Origin of the sequence: Okeania sp. (genome assembly GCF_035285525.1) — a bacterium.
GTDB lineage: Bacteria > Cyanobacteriota > Cyanobacteriia > Cyanobacteriales > Microcoleaceae > Trichodesmium.
Genome location: NZ_JAYKGW010000061.1, coordinates 26,819 through 46,586 on the forward strand (window position 1 = coordinate 26,819; position 19,768 = coordinate 46,586).

Annotated in this window: 10 protein-coding genes; 3 read left to right on the forward strand and 7 right to left on the reverse strand. The window is 36.3% G+C overall.

All coding sequences use genetic code 11. The annotated features are described in order from the left end of the window. Window positions 1–256 precede the first annotated feature (256 nt). The 4 genes from VKJ25_RS06430 to VKJ25_RS06445 form a co-directional block, all read right to left on the reverse strand. On the reverse strand, window positions 257–1,390 hold the full coding sequence (locus tag VKJ25_RS06430) for a type II secretion system F family protein (protein ID WP_324235799.1): 1,134 nt from the start codon (window positions 1,388–1,390) through the stop codon (window positions 257–259). Window positions 1,391–2,331: 941 nt separating this feature from the next. Continuing rightward, on the reverse strand, window positions 2,332–3,444 hold the full coding sequence (locus tag VKJ25_RS06435) for a type IV pilus twitching motility protein PilT (RefSeq protein ID WP_324235800.1): 1,113 nt from the start codon (window positions 3,442–3,444) through the stop codon (window positions 2,332–2,334). Between the two features lie 577 nt (window positions 3,445–4,021). Beyond that, window positions 4,022–6,193 (reverse strand): ATPase, T2SS/T4P/T4SS family, encoded by a 2,172-nt coding sequence (locus VKJ25_RS06440; protein ID WP_324235801.1) that lies wholly within the window; start codon window positions 6,191–6,193, stop codon window positions 4,022–4,024. A 907-nt stretch (window positions 6,194–7,100) separates the two neighbouring features. Next, window positions 7,101–8,837, reverse strand: a complete 1,737-nt coding sequence (locus VKJ25_RS06445) for a hypothetical protein (protein ID WP_324235802.1) — start codon at window positions 8,835–8,837, stop codon at window positions 7,101–7,103. Window positions 8,838–9,637: 800 nt separating this feature from the next. On the opposite strand from VKJ25_RS06445, the gene dndE reads away from it, so the two are divergent. Continuing rightward, window positions 9,638–10,018, forward strand: coding sequence for a DNA sulfur modification protein DndE (gene dndE / locus VKJ25_RS06450; RefSeq protein WP_324235803.1), 381 nt, complete (start codon window positions 9,638–9,640; stop codon window positions 10,016–10,018). A 443-nt stretch (window positions 10,019–10,461) separates the two neighbouring features. Next, the gene (locus tag VKJ25_RS06455; protein WP_324235804.1) at window positions 10,462–10,896 is read left to right on the forward strand and encodes a late competence development ComFB family protein; all 435 of its coding nucleotides are present in this window, start codon (window positions 10,462–10,464) and stop codon (window positions 10,894–10,896) included. Window positions 10,897–11,994: 1,098 nt separating this feature from the next. Here VKJ25_RS06455 and thiD read toward each other — a convergent pair. From thiD to VKJ25_RS06470, 3 genes are all read right to left on the reverse strand, one after another. Continuing rightward, window positions 11,995–12,831: a bifunctional hydroxymethylpyrimidine kinase/phosphomethylpyrimidine kinase gene (thiD, locus tag VKJ25_RS06460; RefSeq protein WP_324235805.1), complete on the reverse strand. Its 837-nt coding sequence runs from the start codon at window positions 12,829–12,831 to the stop codon at window positions 11,995–11,997. A 1,819-nt stretch (window positions 12,832–14,650) separates the two neighbouring features. Continuing rightward, the gene (ftsZ, locus tag VKJ25_RS06465; RefSeq protein WP_324235806.1) at window positions 14,651–15,949 is read right to left on the reverse strand and encodes a cell division protein FtsZ; all 1,299 of its coding nucleotides are present in this window, start codon (window positions 15,947–15,949) and stop codon (window positions 14,651–14,653) included. A gap of 1,210 nt (window positions 15,950–17,159) precedes the next feature. After that, a complete protein-coding gene (locus VKJ25_RS06470; RefSeq protein WP_324235807.1) occupies window positions 17,160–17,969 on the reverse strand; it encodes a cell division protein FtsQ/DivIB in 810 nt (269 codons plus the stop codon). A 266-nt stretch (window positions 17,970–18,235) separates the two neighbouring features. On the opposite strand from VKJ25_RS06470, the gene VKJ25_RS06475 reads away from it, so the two are divergent. Further along, window positions 18,236–19,609 carry a P-loop NTPase fold protein gene (locus tag VKJ25_RS06475; protein ID WP_375340306.1) on the forward strand — a complete coding sequence of 458 codons (1,374 nt, stop codon included), beginning with the start codon at window positions 18,236–18,238 and terminating at the stop codon, window positions 19,607–19,609. The last annotated feature ends 159 nt before the right edge of the window (window positions 19,610–19,768 follow it).

A 19,768-nucleotide genomic window follows, 5' to 3' on the forward strand; every position in this document is an offset into this window, starting at 1 on the left:
AAATAAATTATATTAGGAAGTAGTTTAATAATGAATAATGAATAATTAATAATTAATAATTAGGGTTTGCGGAAAAAGTCTTTTTATTACGGTAGGGAGTAGGAAATAGGGAAAAAGTAAGAAGCAAGAAGAAAGAAGGAAGAGAGAAGAATAGAGCAAAGATATCTTATTTTGAATAACTCCATTTCCCTACTTCCCGACTCCCATACTTCTCCTGCTATCTGTTCCCTGTTCCCAGTTAAGTGTTCCCTTATTCCTAGAGACTTTCAAACACAGCAAACATAGGTAAATACATAGACATCAAAATCGAACCTACCATTCCACCAATACCTACGATCATTAACGGTTCCAACATACTTGAGAGAGACTTCACAGCTTCCTCAACCTCAGTCTCATAAAAAGCTCCCACCTTCATCAACATCGCATCCAGTTCACCAGTTTCCTCACCAATAGCCATCATTTGAATTGCCAAAGAAGGGAAAACCTGTTTCTCCTGTAAAGCCAAACTAATCATACCACCACTTTGGATTTCCTGTCTTGCATACTCAATAGACTGAGCGATCGCTTCATTCCCTGCCACATTTCGCACAATTTCTAGAGATTTTAACATTGGAACTCCAGAACGAGTTAAGGTACCAAAAATCATACAAAAACGAGCTACTGCTGACTTCTCTAAAATATCTCCAAAAATAGGCAGCTTAAGAAAAATTTTGTCAAAAAATAGTCTACCTTGGTCTGTTTTATAAGCTGTTGAATAGGCAATATAAAGAGCAATAATTACTCCTATTACGGTTGCTTGAGGAATTGGAGGCCAAGTCCGACAGAATTTACTTATGTTCAACATAAATTTAGTAAAAGCAGGTAGTTCTGTACCAATCTGTTCAAAAATACCGGCAAAGGTTGGTAAGAGAAAGGTTGTCATTCCAAAAAAAACTGCTAAAGCGATAAACATAACGGTTTTCGGATAAGACATTGCGGAATTAATTTCACTGATTGTTTTAGCGTTTTTTTCTAACATAACTGCTAAACGATCTAGAACTTCATCTAGTACACCACCGACTTCTCCAGCAGCTACCATACTGATAAATAGTTCATCAAAACAAGCGGTATGTTTTTTCATTGCTTCTGACAATTCGGTGCCTTCTTCTACTTCGGCACTAATCTCTCTAACGGAGACTTTAATTTTAGCATTGGAAGTTTGTTCTGTTAAAACTCGTAAACAGCGAATCATGGGTACTCCAGCATTAAACATTGCGGCAAACTGGCGAGCAAAAATTGATAAGTCTTTGACTGTCACCGATGCCATAGCAACATTTATTTTTTCTTCTATTACCTCTAACTGTTTTTCTAAGTTACTTTTAGGTTTTTGATTAGCAATATTACTAGCCATTTTTTTCTTCCTTTTTAATAAATTAGGGAGTAGGGAGTAGGGGAGTAGGGGAGTAGGAAATAAAATAATTTAGAGGAATAAAGTTCTTAAAAATAAGAGTAAGCATTCAACTATATTCCATTCATTACCGAATAATTAATTCAGGACTTACGCATTAACGCTATTAGTAGTGTGTGTTTTGCCTTCCGCAAAGCTCCGCTTTATATGTCGGCTCAAGCGCCGAAACGCTACGCGACATGTAAAGCGTATCTCGTAACGCACCAATACGCTATATATAGTACCTTTGCGTAAGTCCTGTAATTATTAATAATTAAGAGTTGATAGTCAATAATTATTCATTCAACAATTCACGCCTAGAACCCAGACCAAGGATTGGGGATAAATCTTCATGATTAGTCCATCCCCTTCTTTAAAGAAAAAGTAGTTATTAATTATTAATTGTTCATTATTAATTGCTGAAAGGACTTACTTAGAGTTACTAACTATATATATAGTTTTGGAAACTATATTTAGGGTATATATGTAAGTCATAAATTAATAATTAAATAATTCAAGCTAAAAGCTTTACTTTTCAAGGGAAAAAATTTATTTTTGCCCTTCAGGATAAATCCTCTCACTTTTAGGGAAAAGTAATTAGGGTTTGCTGATTAAATCTCGCTTGGATTTCCAGATAAAGGTTCAAGCTTTTTTCCGGTCGAAAAAGTACCTGGTTTTCAGTCCCAAATGCTGAAAAAGTAAGTATTTTGGGAAGACAAGGGTGGAAAAATTAAGGAAAAATTCTTACTTTTATCTCCTCGCTCATTCTCCATTTATCCTGATTTCCCCTCCACCAGAGGTGTTAGGGGTAGGTTAACTCCTGACTCCTACCAGTTAATACTTTATTCAGCAAACCCTAATTATTCATTATTAATTATCAATTATCCATTATCAATTATCCATTATCAACGACCTTTACCCTTAGCCTTAGCATTAGCCTTAGTTTCCTTGGGTTCCGGACCAATCAAAGCAACTAATTCATCAGGCTTAACTGCTTTAGCAATAGCATTTCCCCAAGTAATCTTTCCTTCTTTATAAAGATTAGCCAAAGACATTTCCATAGTCTGCATTCCCAACTTAGCACCCATTTGAATTTGAGAATAAAGCTGAGAATTTTTCGACTCCCTAATTAAGTTAGCGATCGCTGGAGTATTCAACAAAATCTCGTGAGCAGCACAACGACCTCCACCTACTTTCTTAATTAAGTTTTGACTACAAATACAAACGATGGAGTTAGCTAACTGTGACCTCATTTGCGGTTGTTGTTCTGGCGGAAAAACATCCAACATCCGGTCTACTGTACCTGATGCTGAGTTGGTGTGTAGTGTTCCAAATACTAAGTGACCTGTTTCTGCTGCACTACAAGCTAAACCAATAGTTTCCAAGTCCCGCATTTCTCCTACTAGAATAATATCAGGGTCTTGACGCAACGCTCCTTTGAGAGCATTAGCAAAACTTTTGGTATCTTCGCCTTTTTGTCGTTGGTGAAACAAACTTTTTTCATTAGGAAACACATATTCGATAGGGTCTTCGACGGTTAGAATATGCTCAGTACGAGTACGGTTAATCAAGTCGATCAAAGCAGCCATCGTAGTTGTTTTACCAGAACCTGTTTGCCCAGTCACCAAGAACAAACCCCTAGGTCGCTCGGTCATTTCCCGTAAAATCATCGGTACCCCTAATTTATCTGCATTAGGAATTTTAGAGGCTAAAGCACGCATACAAGCTGCCCAACTTCCGCGCTCCCGATAAACATTGAGACGAAAACGAGCTAAACCTTTAACACCATAAGCGCTATCAAGTTCCCAGTTTTGCTCTAAGGTTTTCCGCTGCATATTATTGAGCATTTGGAAAATGAGGGTTTGTACTTCTATTGGTTCCATATTTTCCCCAAATTGAGGTTGAGGAGTCAACTGACCGCTAATACGGAAAAAAATCGGCGCTCTTGCTTGAATATGAACATCAGAACCACCTTGTTCTACTAGGGATTCTAAAACATCCTCAATCATTAAAGACATAAATTAAACCTCCGCTTTATTCAGTTAAATAGGGAGTAGGGAGTAGGGGAGTAGGGAGTAGGGAACAGTTATCAGCTATTAGTTATCAGTAAAACATTAACTCATACCAATTCCCATCCATTATTGCTATACTTGATGAATACTTCAGTTATCAAGTAATTAGGACAAACCAAGTTATTTTTTGCCAATTTCGGATAGGTTAATGTTAATTTTTATGATGCTTACTTCTCCCCCACTCCCTTACTCCCCTATGGACGTTGCATAACAAAAATGCTAACATCCCTACCCTGCTCAATCAAATGTAGAAAAGTTTTTGAGTATTTGGTATTAGCGGGACTTACACAAAAAAGTAGCAATAAATAGGCTCAAATATAGATATCCAGAGGCTTTTACGTCGAAAATGTATAGTCCTTTTATTACCAAGGGTTCTAGACATTTTTAGAGCTTTGACGTAATTCTCTTACCTAGACTGACTTTGAAGCATTTTTCTGCCCACAAAATGTGTAAGATTTTTCAGTTATCAGTTCCTCCCCACATTCCCGACACTCCCCACACTCCCCACACCTCCCAAACTCTCCTACTCAAAACGAGGGGTGGTACAATAAGGACAGTCTACCCACTCTGGTTGCAATTCAGCGTTACAAGACCTACATATCAGATTTTCTCTAGCTTGGCGTTTCATTTCTGCCTCTAAACCAGAATCAGTAAATGTTACCCGTTCCACCTCCTCAAAAGTTGTATGACCTTCTCGTACCAAATTCAAACTATACTGCAATAGAGGAATCATTCCCTCTTCTACCGCAACTTCCTTAATTTGTTCTGTTGGCGCTCTTTGAGTAATTAAAGTTTGTAACCGCTCCGTAATTTTCATAAATTCATAAACACCAACACGACCTTTATAACCAAGACCATTACACTTGCGACATAATTCTCCCCTTTCCTTTAAATCTTCCCGTTGTTCAACTGGTATAGTATTTGCCCTATAGTATGTAAACTCCTCCTCCTGAGAAGGAACCATACCATAACGACGAAACTCATCAGGTTCAGGTTTATACTTAGCTTTGCATTGACTGCAAACCCGACGCATCAGACGTTGTGCCACCACACCTAACAAGGCTGCTGAAACCATGAAAGATTCTACTCCCATTTCATCAAGACGAGCGATCGCCCCCGCAGCATCATTAGTATGGAGGGTTGTTAAAACTAAGTGACCAGTTAAGGCGGCTTCAATGGCTGTTTTTGCCGTTTCCTTATCTCGCGTTTCTCCCACTAGCAAAACGTCAGGGTCTTGTCGGAGAAAGGCGCGGAGGATACTGGCAAAGGTTAAGTCTTTTTCCCGAATTACTTGACATTGAGTAATTCCTGGTAAGGCATATTCAATGGGGTCTTCTGCGGTACTAATATTAATACCAGGGTCATTTCGTTCTGCCAAAATCGAATATAGAGAGGTAGATTTACCAGAACCAGTTGGCCCCGTCACTAGAATTAATCCAAATGGACGACTAGCAGTTTCCCTCACGAGTTCCAAAGTTGGTTTATGTGAAATTAATTTATCTAATCCCAGTTGGGTACTAGAGCTATCCAAAATCCGCAAAACTATTTTTTCACCATACCGACTTGGTAAACTATTTACTCGGAAGTCAATTGTACGTCCCTTAAATATTTTGCGGATACGACCATCTTGTGCTTGCCGTCGTTCAGCAATGTCTAAATTTGCAATAATTTTAAATCGGGAAGTAATGGCTGCAATAACTTTTTTGGGAAATCTAAAATACTCTTGTAATACCCCATCTTTACGCATCCTAATTTGGATAAATTCTTCTTGGGGTTCCACATGAATATCAGATACTCCCTCAGTTAGTGCCTTGACTAAAATAACATTTACTGCTCTAATAACTGGTGCATCTTCGGCAGCAGCGATACTTTCAGCAATGTCTTCGCCTTGTTTTTGGTCGTCAGCTTCTTCTAATTCAGCTTTATCAAAGAAACCAGAATCTAAGTCTAGTTCTTTTTGTTCTGCTTCTTTTGCCTTAGCAGTTTCTCTCTTGGTTTGTTCTTCTGAGTAATAATTAATGAGACTGTCAAAATCTTGTTGAGTAATAACCAATCTTTGTAAAGTTAATCCATTGTTATGCCTCAAGATATTTTTCAGGTCATCCAAAGCTTGAAGATCGTCAGGGTTAACCATTCCCACCATCATATATGGTTCCTGACTTTCATAATCTTTTACCAGTTCTGCTGGTATAGAATCTCCAGCACATTTTTCTAATTCCTCAATAAATTGAGCCTCGGAACTGTTACTCTGGGCTAAAGCTTTCAGCATTTGCCTTTGATTCATAATTCCTGTCTCGACAACCTTATTTGCCAGATCAGTTTCATGGCTAAATAATGGTATAAATTTATTCCGACGACAAGTTTCTACTGGGATTATTTTGTCTATTAAATAATATACCTGTTGTTCTGGAATTGGGGTAATTTCTGGGTCAAAAGCAGCTACACCATAGAGAATCATTAACTCAAATAGCTGTTGCTTTTTATACTGCCTAATTAATTCTGGGGGTAAGGGTTGGCCTATTACAGTTTCTAATACATCTGTCAGTGATTTACCCGTTTCACGACTTTCAACTTGGCATTGTTTGAACTGTTCAATGTTGACGTAGCCGGCTTGAACCAGTTTATTTCCAAAGGGAGAAAGATGACTGAGGGCAACTATAGCGGTTCGTGAATTGAGTGAAGAGGTTTGGGCCATAACTGATAAAAAATTTCTCCTTAATCTAATCTAAAGTATTCCTATATTTTTGATAAAATTTGCACCCATTTAATAGATTGTTAACTTGATTGATTTTTTAAGTATCTTAAGTATCTACAATTAGCTTTTTTGAGGTTTAATAGGGAAATTATAAGTCCTAAGTCTCAATTCTCTATTAAACTTAAGGCTAGAAATTAGTAAACTACTGTAATAATTTTAGCAGTCTATAGAAATCCTATTTTACTTCTGTATAAAAATTTCACTACTTTTCAGGAATGGGGATAGAGGTAATGGTCAATGGGTAAGACTTTCGGATTTTATTTCTAGTTTTTGATTACCGGCAACATAACCACGGATTGCTATATATAAATACTTTATTTATTACTTGAGATAGTTAAGTATAATTGACTATTAAAAACAAAGATTTAAACTACGAAAATGTATGGTTAAGTAAAATTAACTATTAAAAACAGAAGTTTAGACTACGAAAATGTTTGGATTCATAGTTTCATAATTAGGTATGATGTAGAAATTTATTTATAGCCTAATGATTTTTCCTACCACAAGTTTAAGGCCATAAAGTTAGCTATAAAGAATTATGTATTATAACATGACTTACTCAGCGACCCTAGATATGGTGCTTAAAACTATTGCGCAATCGTTTCTTAAGGCTGTATTGTATATAGTACCTTTGCGTAAGTCCTGTATAATTAATTTTTTAATTTTTCTTGGAAAAGCCAAAAAATTATATAGCAATCCCATTTTATTCGTGTTAAAAATCTTACTGCTTTTTAGGGAACACTTAACTGGTAAGAGTTAAGGTTCCGGAGCCATCAGTTTTTTGATCTACTTTTTGATTGGTCACAACCTATTACACAGATTTCTATAGATTTAAAATTATTAATTATTAATTCTTAATTACCTTAAGACAATTAGCATCCAAAACAAATAAACTATCATTCTCAAAGACAGTACAAATAGATATAGTCTTTGCCAAAGCCGGAATATTTCTTAACTGTAAAAAAGTAACTGCTTCCTGTGCAGACTCATATTGCATTAACCAACTATTATTCTCAACATATTCTGGGGTAAAAGCACCACGATGTATCATCCAAAAATCAATTCCATACTTCTGAATAAAATCTTTCACATCTTTTAAATCTGAACTATATTGAGCAACAATTAAATCTATAACTCGTTGGCGAAATTGACTATAATAACCAACTTGATAAGGAATAGCATATTCTCTACCTAACAAGATAGAACGTTGAGAAAATGTAGGCAAGAAATTTGCCTCTTCCTCCACAGAAGCAATCATAATATCTTCAGGTTGTTGTTGAAAAAATTCATATAAATTTGTAGCCTTACCTAATTTATATCTAACTAGAGGAAAACCTTTGACAAAAGCAGGATATAACACCAGAGATGCCACAATTAAACCTGTTAAAACTAAAGAAATAATTCCCCGAAAATTAATAGGAGACTTTTCTCTATTTTCTGCCCAACTTAACAACGCATCAATAATCAAAGTTAGAGTTATCGCTGTTGCCAAAGCAATAATTATTCGGAAACTTAATCCTGTATATCTACTGGGAAGATGTAGTCGAAAAAGTAAAGCATGAGCAATCAAAAACATTCCCAAAGATGAAAGTAATAAATGCACTAATAACCAAATACGATTCGTAATATTTTTAATTAAAGGAAAAGCAGAATTAAAAGATAATAAAAACGGCAATAATAATCCGGCACATTGAGTAGCAGGAGTGAATAAAGACTTAGGAAACATCCCACTACGTTTGCCAGTTAACCAAAAATCTTTAGGATGAACATGAAAAAATGTACTTCTGCCATTTGGATAAAACTCCCTTAACTTCATCGCTGCTTCTCGACTAATAGCAGGTCCGTATTCTGAAGAAGTTAAAGCATAAGGTAATAAAACTAAAAATGCCGTACTTAAACCAACTCCACAAAGTAGAAAATCCTGTTTTTCTAATGATAGTTGAAACCTGCCATTTCTCCAAGAAATTAATCTCAAAATTAACATTCCCGAAGCCACAAAAACATACTGGGGATAAAATAATCCAATCAGAGTTATCGCTATTCCCATTCTGACAAAAGAACCACGAATTAAATAATATAAAAAAGCCATAAAAAATGGATAAACAAAAGCTCTAGGAGTAGCCGAAGCCACATCATCTTTCATCCAAATAGCTTGATTCATTACCAAAGTAGAAATAAATCCTGCCAGAGGAACTGGTAAAATTTCCAGACAGATTCTAAAAATATAATAAGTACAAATTAAGCCTAAAATAAAAGGAATAATTTTTGCTAAAAAAAACGGATTAATTCCGATAAATGCTGCACTTTTATAAAGCCAAGTATATCCTGCGGGAGCGACAGACTGAAAATAGTCAGCAATTAAATCATTAGGAAATAAATCAGGATTAGAAAAACGCTGCATCCAAAAAATATGTTGTCTAGCATCATCTTGAACACTAAGACTATTAGCAAAAGCTTTTTTAAGTACTAAAAAACCATAAAGGACTGCAAAAGTTATGCTGAGACTAAACCAAAATATTATTCCTTTTTGCGTTTTTTGATTTATAGGATTAGTTAAAAATTTATGTAAATTAGAAATTAACATTTAGAGGGAATAGGGAACAGGGAAAAGTAGGCTAAAAAAAGGTTTCAGGATTTAGAGCAGATTTCATTTTGGTGATATACACCTCTGGGAGCTTTGCGTCTCCCTGCTTACAAAGATTTTATTATTAAATCTGTACTTCTTATACTTGGAATTTGCTATGTCAAGGATTAGGAAGTAGGGGATAAGAAGTAGTGTAAGAATTACAGCGGATTCTACTTTGGTAAGGTACATCCACGGTAGTTTTCCGGCTCGCATTGGTAAGTTAACTTTAACTATTAATATCTCTATTTCTTATGCTTGAAATCTGCTGTAATTGATAATGTAGTCGAAAAAAGTGCCAGCTTTTAGGTCTCTCAGATTCAAAAAATTAGCATTATGTACCTGACTTGTAAACTTCGCCAAAAGTTTTAGATTACCTAGCTTTTAGCATTTAATAATTTACTTGACAAAACTCCTAAGACCTAAATAGAGGTATTTTTTCATTATTAATTATCCATTATCAATTTCCAGAAAAAAGGGAACAGGGAACCAGAACTAGGAAACAGGGAAAAAGAATTGATAACTTCCTATAGGATAATTGATTTTGCTTTTTATTTTTGCAGATGTCTATTATCAATGGTGAGGTACACCTGCTAAACTAAACACATCGAACTTACCCAAAGGTACTATATATAGATTTTTTTAACTATTGCGCAATAGTTTTCAACACTATATCCAGGGTCATTGAGCCTGACACATTTAATTAGTTAGCCCTAATTATCCATTATCAATTATGCATTATCCATTACTATACCCCTTTTATGGAACTACCAATAGAAAGAATAAAACTATCTAAAGTCGCCAAAGAACAGTTAATTAAACTGAAACGTAACACTAAAATTGAACAATGGAATATCCTTTGCCGTTGGTCATTCTGTCACTCTTTGGCAGAACCTAGCATTCCTACTCTAGTACCAATTCCTGCTGATAGTAATTTAGAATTAACATGGAGAACCTTTGGTGGGGAATATTCTGATATTTTGTTATTAGCTCTCAAACAACGTTGCTATAATGATGGTATGGGTATAGAGCGAGAAACCTTGGCCACTCAATTTAGACTGCATCTACATCGAGGTATTGGATATCTAGCTGGTAATCAAAATATCAAAAAGATAGAAGACTTAATCCGAACTGCTGTTTAGTAGCTGAATACTTAAGCTATTTGTTCATAATTACATCTCTACTCATTAATTAAAAATAGTAGTAATTATTTGAATCAAATAAGTTAATTAAGAAGGTATTCTAATCATTAATTTGAAGTTGAAACAGCTAGGTTAATTAATGAATAATAGATAATAGATAATTAATAATTATTTCTCCTTTTTAGGGAGAGGATTTAACCTTAAGGAAAATATTTATTTTATCCCCTTGAAAGGGGATAATTTTAACATAAATTATTTAATTATTAATTATTAATTATTCGGTAACGCTATGTGCAATTTTTCCCAACCTAATAAATTTAGTGAGTTCTGAAAATAAGCTTTCCAGTCTTATGACTATAAGTTGTTATATTTCCCTAGAAAGTTGCACACTGCGTAGGTTAATCAAAAATCAATGTAGATAAGAAGGAAATAGGAAGATAATTATGGGAGTTAATTCTAATAATAAATATGTCAATATAATGGAAAAAATGGTAGCAGAGGAAGTAACTCGTCAAATTGCTGTACTTCCGAAAAAGTTAGCTAAATATATTAAGCAAACTGATGTAGAAACTTATGCTCTAAACCGTCTTCCACCTTTATATGCTTCTAGTAAGGAAGGCTGGAATTTCCAAACTAAAAAAGCAGAGGAAGATTATGAAGAGAAAATTGCTGTAGCAGTACGTCATGCTCTGGCTGCAATACAAAGAGACCTTCTGAAAAGCTCCACTCCTATTTTTAAAGACGAACATCAAAAAGCATCTTCTTCAAAGTCCGAAGCAGAAAAAAGCCAACCAAATACCTGGCGTCATGGTCGCTACTATCGCTTAGGGTCTGCAAACAAATATGGCAGTGACTGGTCAGGTATTTACAGGGTCTAGCTCAAAGTTCAATAAGCGAAAAGGTGTACAAAAAATAATCTGTAAATATTTAAGTGCGCACATTGCTATAAATAGGGTTTACTGAAAAAGTCTTTTTGTTATAGTAGGGAGTAATAGCTTGTCAAGACTAAAATTGTGGATTAGGAACGAGCGACAAGGAAAGACTTCTCCCCCAACTCCTCTCCTGTGAGGAGAGGGGAGAATTCCTCTCTTCCCTTTCCTCTTATCCCCTTTCACGCCTATCCATTACCCACATTTTTCTTAACATAAGCAGGACTTACCCATGAACACTATTGGTAAGGTGTGTTTCGCTACGCGACATGTAAAGCGTATCTCGTAACGCACCAAGACTCTACATATAGTGCCTTTGCGTAAGTCCTGAGCAGGTTTGACAAAAGTGACAAGTTATGTACAAATTTGGGAGCGACTTTTTCGGGAGAAAATTGTATTGAAAAATACACAGGACTTACGCCCAGGTACTATTATATATATATAGTTAAAAAACTATTGCAACCTAGTTTGAAGCACTACATCTAGGGTTGCTGCGTAAGTCCTGATACACTTTTTTTTGAGGATTGTAGACCTGAACTTCCCCTTTGACAAAACGGCACAATGTATGCTTTACAAGATATAACTTCGATTGTCCACCTGCATTTACTGGGTACAATCTAAATAGGGTTTGCGCTTCTTTAGTCTGATGGTGGAGGTAGGAAGTAAGGAGTAGTGAAGAGTTAGGAGGAACGGGGAGTTTTAGAAGAAGTGGCGTTAATAATTGGTGGGATGATTTTTTATAGGGGTGATACCCATTACTTACTCTGGTTAAATATTTAGAGGTATTAGAAACAGATTACTTTGAAAATTTCATCCCTTGATTTACCAACGCCGAAAAAGTAGTTATTCATAATTCCCCCTTAGTTTTTCTGTCATAATTATCCTAAAATCCTCACTTTTTCGGCTCCATCAACCAAAAAGTTGGTACTTTTACGATTCCTGATAAATCAGTACCTAAAATTCTGTAAACGTTTATCTGTCAATGCTTTTAGAATTATTAATTAGCTATTCCTAGATATATTTGGTAAAGGTTTGGTCAGTCAACCCCTACCAAATACTATTGTAAGTCTTAGATAACAAGGGGAAAAAATGCCCTACTGGACCTTGACCTGCACCAATTTCCAAAGCATATTTTAAAGCATTCGTAACATAATCTTTGGCTAATTTAACACTAGAAAATAAGTCTTCTCCTTTTGCCAAATTAGCTGCGATCGCTGCTGAAAGAGTACAACCTGTTCCATGAGTATTAGTAGTCTCAACTTTAGGAGTTGTTAAAGTTGCAAAATTTTCCCCATCAAACCAAATATCGGTTCCGCGCAAATTATCCTGGAGAGCGCCTCCCTTAACTAAAACAGTTTTTACCCCTAATTTATGGATTCTTTCAGCAGCCAGTCGCATATCGTTAATGTCATTAATATCTAAATTCCCCAAAATCTGGGCTTCATAAATATTAGGAGTAACAATACTGGCTTTTGGGAGTAAAAAATCTCGTAAGGCTCCCACTGCTGAATCATCAATTAACTGAACACCTGCACGGGATACCATTACTGGGTCTACGACTAATGGTGTTAACTTTAAGGTCTCTACCGCTTCAGCTACAGCTAAAATGATTTCTTGGTTGAGTAACATTCCGGTTTTAGTTCCGTGAACACCTATATCTTTAACAACGCTTTCAACTTGAGCTTTGACTGATTCTGGTGACAAAGCATCAACTCTATTTACTCCTAAGGTATTTTGAGCAGTGATGCAAGTCAATGCACTTGTACCATGAACACAGTGGAAAGCAAAGGTTCGCAAGTCGGCCTGAATACCTGCTCCACCACCACTGTCAGAACCAGCAATAGTTAAAGCAATAGGAATAGTCGATGCTATTAAATCAGCCATAAGAGTTTATATTGTAGGAAGCAGGAAATAGTTGGGAAAACATTTTTATTCTAAAGTTCATTGTCAGTTTATGCTTTAACTAATTCTTTCTTTGGTATACTATATCAGGACTTACGCATTAGACATCTCCAAAAATAAAAAATTAAATCAATTATCGGACATAAATCATTTATTCTTTCCCCCTACTCCCTAATCCCTACTCTCTACTCCCTCTTTTCTGGAGATATCTATTGGGAAACAGTATTGGGCCTCTGAGATTGCTGTCGGTCCGGAATGCTCCCCATTCATGTCGCGGAGCGAAACACTATCGCTTGCTAACGCCAAGCTGCCCTGAGGCAATGACGGAATCACGTTATTTTGCGTAAGTCCTATATAGAACCCCTAAAGGTATCTTTTCCATCCCAGGTTATAATAGGTAGCGATCGCGCTCTTCTTTAAGCAAGAGGTGGGTAAGTCGCATATTCAAGTAGTTTAACAGATTAAGAATGGGTCTTAATTGAACTATCCCATACCAAAAAAAAGAAAACTTGCCCCACGATCAGGAAGTAAAAGACAAATATTGGATGGTCTACTCTATCAATTAAAGAATGGTTGTAATTGGTCTGATACAATAAAGATTTACCTCCTTACTCCACAGTATTTTAGCATTATAAACAGTGGCTATAATCAGGTGTAACCCTTGGAAATTAGAGATGTATTGCACTCTCAAGTACGTCAACAGGTAAAAAAAGCGCTCCGGGACAACTTTAATAATCATTGATTTACTTATCTATCAAAAATACCTGTAATGCTAGTGTCAAGTCCAAGGGATTCTGTTTCTTATCAGCTACTAATGGAATTAAGAGACATTTAGCAGTAGATAGTTTAGGCTTTCCTTTTTTTTTGCTCTGTAGCACATGCATCATCAGTTTCTGATGATGACGGATTAATTGAAATGTTATCAGATCATATTAACTACTTTAAGTCTAAACCTGTAAACCTTCATAAAATCACTATTTTACTTAATAATGGATACCACTCCGAAAAAATTACACAGGAGTTAAAGAAAATTAATAAGCGCAATGATGAGCAAGATTAGGTTTCAACTTTTCCCCAAACCATCAAAAGTGGAGAAAGAAAAACCAGGAAAAAGGGGTTTGGTTCCAGTTCAAGCTAGATGGGTCATAGAAAGAACGTGCCTCCTGGATGAAAAGGTGTAAAAGCTTGCCTAAAAATTTTGAAAGAAAGGAAAATGTCACTGCTAAGATTAATCTTTAGTTTGATTCGACTAATGCTCAAGAGATTGGCAAGCGCCTAACTTTTTAAAGATACGATTAGGGGTTCTGTATAAATAATTTAAGGAAATTAGATTTCCAAAAGATTGCTTTGATTTTGCTTGGGGTTTGCGTATGGAACTCTGTTAGTGAGGCAAGGGAACAGGGAGTAGGGAGTAGGGAACGGGGAACAGTTTAGACTGTTTGCTACGGCTAAATTTTCTGATAGTTAGGGTAAAAATTATTCCGTTTTGAGACGACAATGGCTAAAAATTAGGACTTTTACGGTTCCCAATAAATCAGGACTTAAAAAGACTAAAACTTTTACCTGTAAACAGTTTGATCTTTAATCAGCAAGCCCTACTTAGGGTTTGCTGATTAAGTCTTTTAGGGAAGGAAGAGAACAGGGAACAGTTTAGACATTCTGTCATGGCTAATTTTTCTGATTGTTAGTGCCAAAACTCTGCCTTTTGGAGACGAAAACGGCTAAAAACTGGGTACTTTTTCCGGATAGAAAAGGGCTAAAACCTTTGTTGAATAGTGTTTTTATATTTAATGAGCAAACACTATTTATTAGGATTAGTTGGATTTCGTCGCTTTTGCAGAAAGTCTGGTATGCTTAATCCTGGTGTTTTTTTCTGTGATTCAGAGGTTGAAGGAGATGTATAATTCTGATTTGTACTAGGATTATGAGCTATACCAGGTACTGGTCGTCTTCCTGGCACTTTTTCTTGGATGGGTTGAGGTTGTGCTTCTCCACTAAAACCTGTGGCTATAACTGTTATTTTGATTTCTCCCTGAAGCTTTTCATCAATTACTGCTCCAAATATAATGTTAGCATTAGGATCGACCACTTCATAAATAACTTCGGCAGCAGCGTTAACTTCATGTAAGGTTAAGTCTGTACCTCCTGTAATATTAAATACTACTCCTCTGGCTCCTTCTATGGAAGATTCTAGTAAGGGAGAAGAGATGGCTGCATTTGCTGCTTCTCTAGCTCTGGATTTACCAGAACCCATTCCTATTCCCATCAACGCTGAACCTGCATCGGCCATGACTGCCCTCACATCAGCAAAGTCAACATTGACTAATCCTGGTACGGTAATAATGTCTGAAATTCCCTGTATACCTTGACGTAAGATGTCGTCTGCTATTCTAAAAGCTTCTTGTACGGGAGTTTGGTCATTGATAACGGATAGCAAGCGATTATTGGGTATGACTATTAATGTATCTACTCTGGTTTGGAGTGCGGAAATTCCTTCGTCTGCTTGAGTAATTCGGCGTCGTCCCTCGAATGTAAAAGGGCGAGTCACTATACCGACAGTCAAGGAACCTGCTTCTTTAGCAATCTCAGCTATAACTGGAGCAGCACCAGTACCTGTACCACCTCCCATTCCTGCGGTAATAAATACTAGGTCGGGATGGTCTAAAGCATTAGCTATTTCATCTCTAGATTCTTCTGCTGCTTTTTGCCCAATGGCAGGATTACCCCCTGCCCCCAAACCTCTAGTCAGTTTTTGTCCAAGTTGGAGGCGTTTGGGAGCATGGGACAATGTTAAGGCTTGGGCATCTGTATTAACTGTCCAAAATTCTATACCAGAGACTTCACTAGCAATCATGCGGTTAACAGCATTGCCCCCACCACCTCCGACACCAATTACTTTGATTTTGGCCGCATTACTTGGCACAATATTATCACTCCTTGATTCTTCTTCTGTTATACCTCTGGAGTCATAATTTTGTTCTCCATGAATCCCGAGGTTATTACGAAATGGATTAGCAACATTTTTTGGCAATGGAAAATCTCCTTGTCCTTGCAATTGGGGACTTTCATGGTTGACCCCTTCTTGATTATTGACTATCATTATTAGGGATGGTTAATATAAAGTTTTTTACTTTTACTATAAGTTAGTTTATAGCTAACCAAGATGGCTCTGGGAAAATATTAGTCAGTCATATTCTAAGATATGTTGCACTATAATCCAACCAGCTCAGAGTTTTTATTCATTTTTATTAAATAAAGATTATATACTGGAACTTTACTGTATATTATATCGTCTTTATCCTAATTTATATAAGTCTTTCCCATAGCCATAACGTATATAGCAGTCCTATTTTAGGGAGTAGGGGAATAGGAAAGTATTTTTTTTGCCCAACTATGCGCCTAAAATGGTAGCTTGAGGAGTATAGTTGAGCTGAAAACCAGGTACTTTTTCTAGACCTAAAAAGGCTAAAGCATTTACATAATCACGACTTACGCAGCGACTCTAGATAGGGCTTACTGAAAAAGTCTTTTTTCAGAAGTAGGGGAGTAGAGGAACACGAAAGTAATTTTTTGATTTTTCCGGAACCGTGCATTAAGCAGCTCAAAACCAGGTACTTTTTCTCTACCTAAAAAGGTTAAAACCTTTATCTGCCAATATTTTTAGGTTTAATCAGCGAATTTATAGATAGGGTTTGCTGAAAAATTCTTGATCAGGAGATAGGGTGATGGGGAGATAGGGAGGTAGAAAGTAATTTTTTTTGCCCAACTATGCGCCCAAAATGCCCTCCTTTTTAAACCTTTTTGACCTAAAAGCTGACATAAAATTCCTAAAAGCTTTGCCTGTAAATGCCTACTTTTTTAGCAAGTCCTAGATGTAGTGCTTAAAACTATTGCACTGGTAGTTTTTCAACTGTATAATATATAGCAATGTGCGCACTTAATATTTACAAATTGCAGGAGGTGTCCAAGTAGCTCATAGTCTTATATTATCGGCAATTTATTCTCCCTATTGTCTGTTGCCTGCGCGCAGCGCTATAGTACATTTGCGTAAGTCCTGATACTAAAGGTTTTAGTAACTTTACGTTGGGAAAAAGTACCAGCTTTTAGGTCAAAAAGATTAAAAAAGTTAGCAATAAATGTCTCACCCTTGACAGAAAAATTAATTCCTCTAGAATTTTTATTCTTCCTGATTCTGTACGGACGTTGCATCCAAGGTCTTTGCGACTCCCTACCTTCACCACAGTATTTTTGACACGAATAAAATAGGATTGCTATATCTACAATTTTATTTTTATCTTACTCCCTACTCCCTAGTCCTTATTTAATTGAATTAAAGGAGAATCTGGATTTTTGAGGTCGATATAAGATGTTTGACGAACATCAATTTTATTTGGTAATTCTCGCATTTGGTCTAGAATATTTAGTTGTTCAGTAAATTTAGAGCTGTAAGGTCCGAGATGTACTAATCCTAATTCCGTTGTCAGAATTAAATTTCCTGGATCTTGCCAATTAATTTCAAATACTTTTACAGGACTACTGCTTAAACCTTGGTATAAAGAATACCAATATTCACGATATTGTTCAGTAAAACCAATTACTTTTAGGGTAGGTAAAGACCTAGTTCTTTCTATAGCGGAAAAGCTTTCTAAAGGTATCCAATTGCCATAGGCATCTAACCATCCCATTTTTTGGGAGTTACCAGTACCTACTTTATTTTTGAATTTAGTAATTGCTACGGGACGTTTTTCTATAATCTCAATTCTTAAGCTTGGGGGAAATAAATGACGGCTTATTTTGGCTTTGGCAATTGGACTATGTGATTCTAATTTTTGAGCTAATATTTGTGGTTTAATTCCCCAAATAGACTGAGGATAATCTAATGAAATTAGGGATAATATGGCTCTGTCTGAAAGTAGTTGGTTTCCTTCTATCGTTAATTGTTCGGGTTTAGTTATTAGCCAAACTGGCTGAGTAATTGCCCATATTAGACCTGTTCCTATACCAGCAGTTGCTAGTATTTGCCAGATTATTACTACTAATTTTAAACGTCGTTGATGTCGTAATTTTTGTCGCCGACTTACTAAGTCTGATTGAGAAACCGATTCAATATTATTAGTCATTTCAAATAATGGATAATGGATAATGGATAATGGATAATGGATAATTAATGATTGAAAAGGCTGATAGATAAAGTCGTCTTTTGCTGATAACTAAAAACTATTGCCGCTCCGTACTCCCCTACTTCCTACTCCCCTACTCCCTAAAAAGGGGGGTGAGAACAATTGATACTCTTGCCCCTAAGTATTGCCATATATCTTGACCAGCTTAAAAGAATCTTAGAAAATAACACTCAACAATATTAGAAAATACTAATTTTTTTTGAGACATGGGAACACAACTATTGAGTGACTTAGATTTAGTTAGATTTTATAAAGCTTGCAACCCAAGCAAAACTCTGATAGTAGGAAATCCTGATGACAAACAATATTATATAGATTTTGCTAGTGTTAGAGGTACTGATATTATCAGAGAATTAGAGAGAACTATTACCTTATTATCTGGAAATCAGCCTACTTGTCAATTATTTACGGGTCATATAGGTTGCGGTAAATCTACCGAGTTATTTCGACTCAAAGATAAATTAGAGAAACAAGGATATCATGTAGTTTACTTTGAGTCTTCTGAAGATTTGGATATGGGAGATGTAGATGTTAGTGATATTTTATTAGCGATCGCTCGTCAAGTTAGCGAAAGTATGGAAAAGGCTCAGATTAAAATGCAATTGGGTTATTTCCAAAAGTTGTTTTCCGAAATCTCCGAACTGTTGCAGACTCCTATTGAACTGGCGACCGAAACGGAAATCTCTGTGGGAATTGCCAAAATTACTGCTAAAACTAAGGATTCCCCCAGGTTACGTTCTCAGTTAAGACAATATTTGGAACCCCGAAGTAGCACTATTTTAGAATCTATTAATAAGGAATTGTTTGAACGTGCGAACATGGAGTTGAAACGTCGGGGTAAAAACGGACTGGTGGTTATTGTTGATAATTTAGACCGGATAGATAATTCTCCCAAGTCTTGGGGACGGACTCAACCAGAGTATTTGTTTGTAGACCGGGGTGAACAACTGAAGAAATTGAATTGTCATGTGGTTTACACCATTCCCTTGACTTTAATGTTCTCTAATGATTATGGCAGATTATCTAGTAGATTTGGGGTGAAACCAAAAATTTTACCGATGGTTCCGGTGCAAACTAGGTCGAGAAAGTTGGCTACGGGGTCTGATTTTTCGGGAACTCTTGACTATGAACCTGGTATGAATTTGTTAAGGGAGATGGTTCTGACTAGAGCTTTTCCGAATGTTCCTTCTGCCGAACGTCTGGAATTAATCCCTGCTTTGTTTGATAGTTCGGAAACTTTGGATAGACTTTGCCGTATTTCTGGGGGTCATATCAGGAGGTTGTTGATGTTGCTTTATAGTTGTTTGCAACAGGAAGACCCTCCTTTTTCTGCTGAGTGTTTGGAGGGTGTGATTCAGGAGTATCGGGATGATTTAATTAGGGCGATTACTGCTGATGAGTGGGAGTTGTTGTTTAGGGTGGTGGAAAATCAAAGGGTGACTGGGGAGGAGGAGTGTCATACTTTGTTGAGGAGTATGTTTGTTTTTGAGTATCGAGATAAGAGTGGTCATTGGTTTGGGATTAATCCTTTGTTGGCGGAAACTAAAAAATATACTACTTGGGTTAGTTGTAATTGTTGATAGTTCAGGGAGTAGGGAGTAGGGTGCGTTACATTTCATTAGCGCACTACTGTTCCTAATATTTCTACCTGGGTTAGTTGTAATTGAATTAATAAATAATTGATTTTTAGGGAACCGTAAAAGCTTTGTAGGGGTGGGTTTCACTCTTAAGGTAAGGGT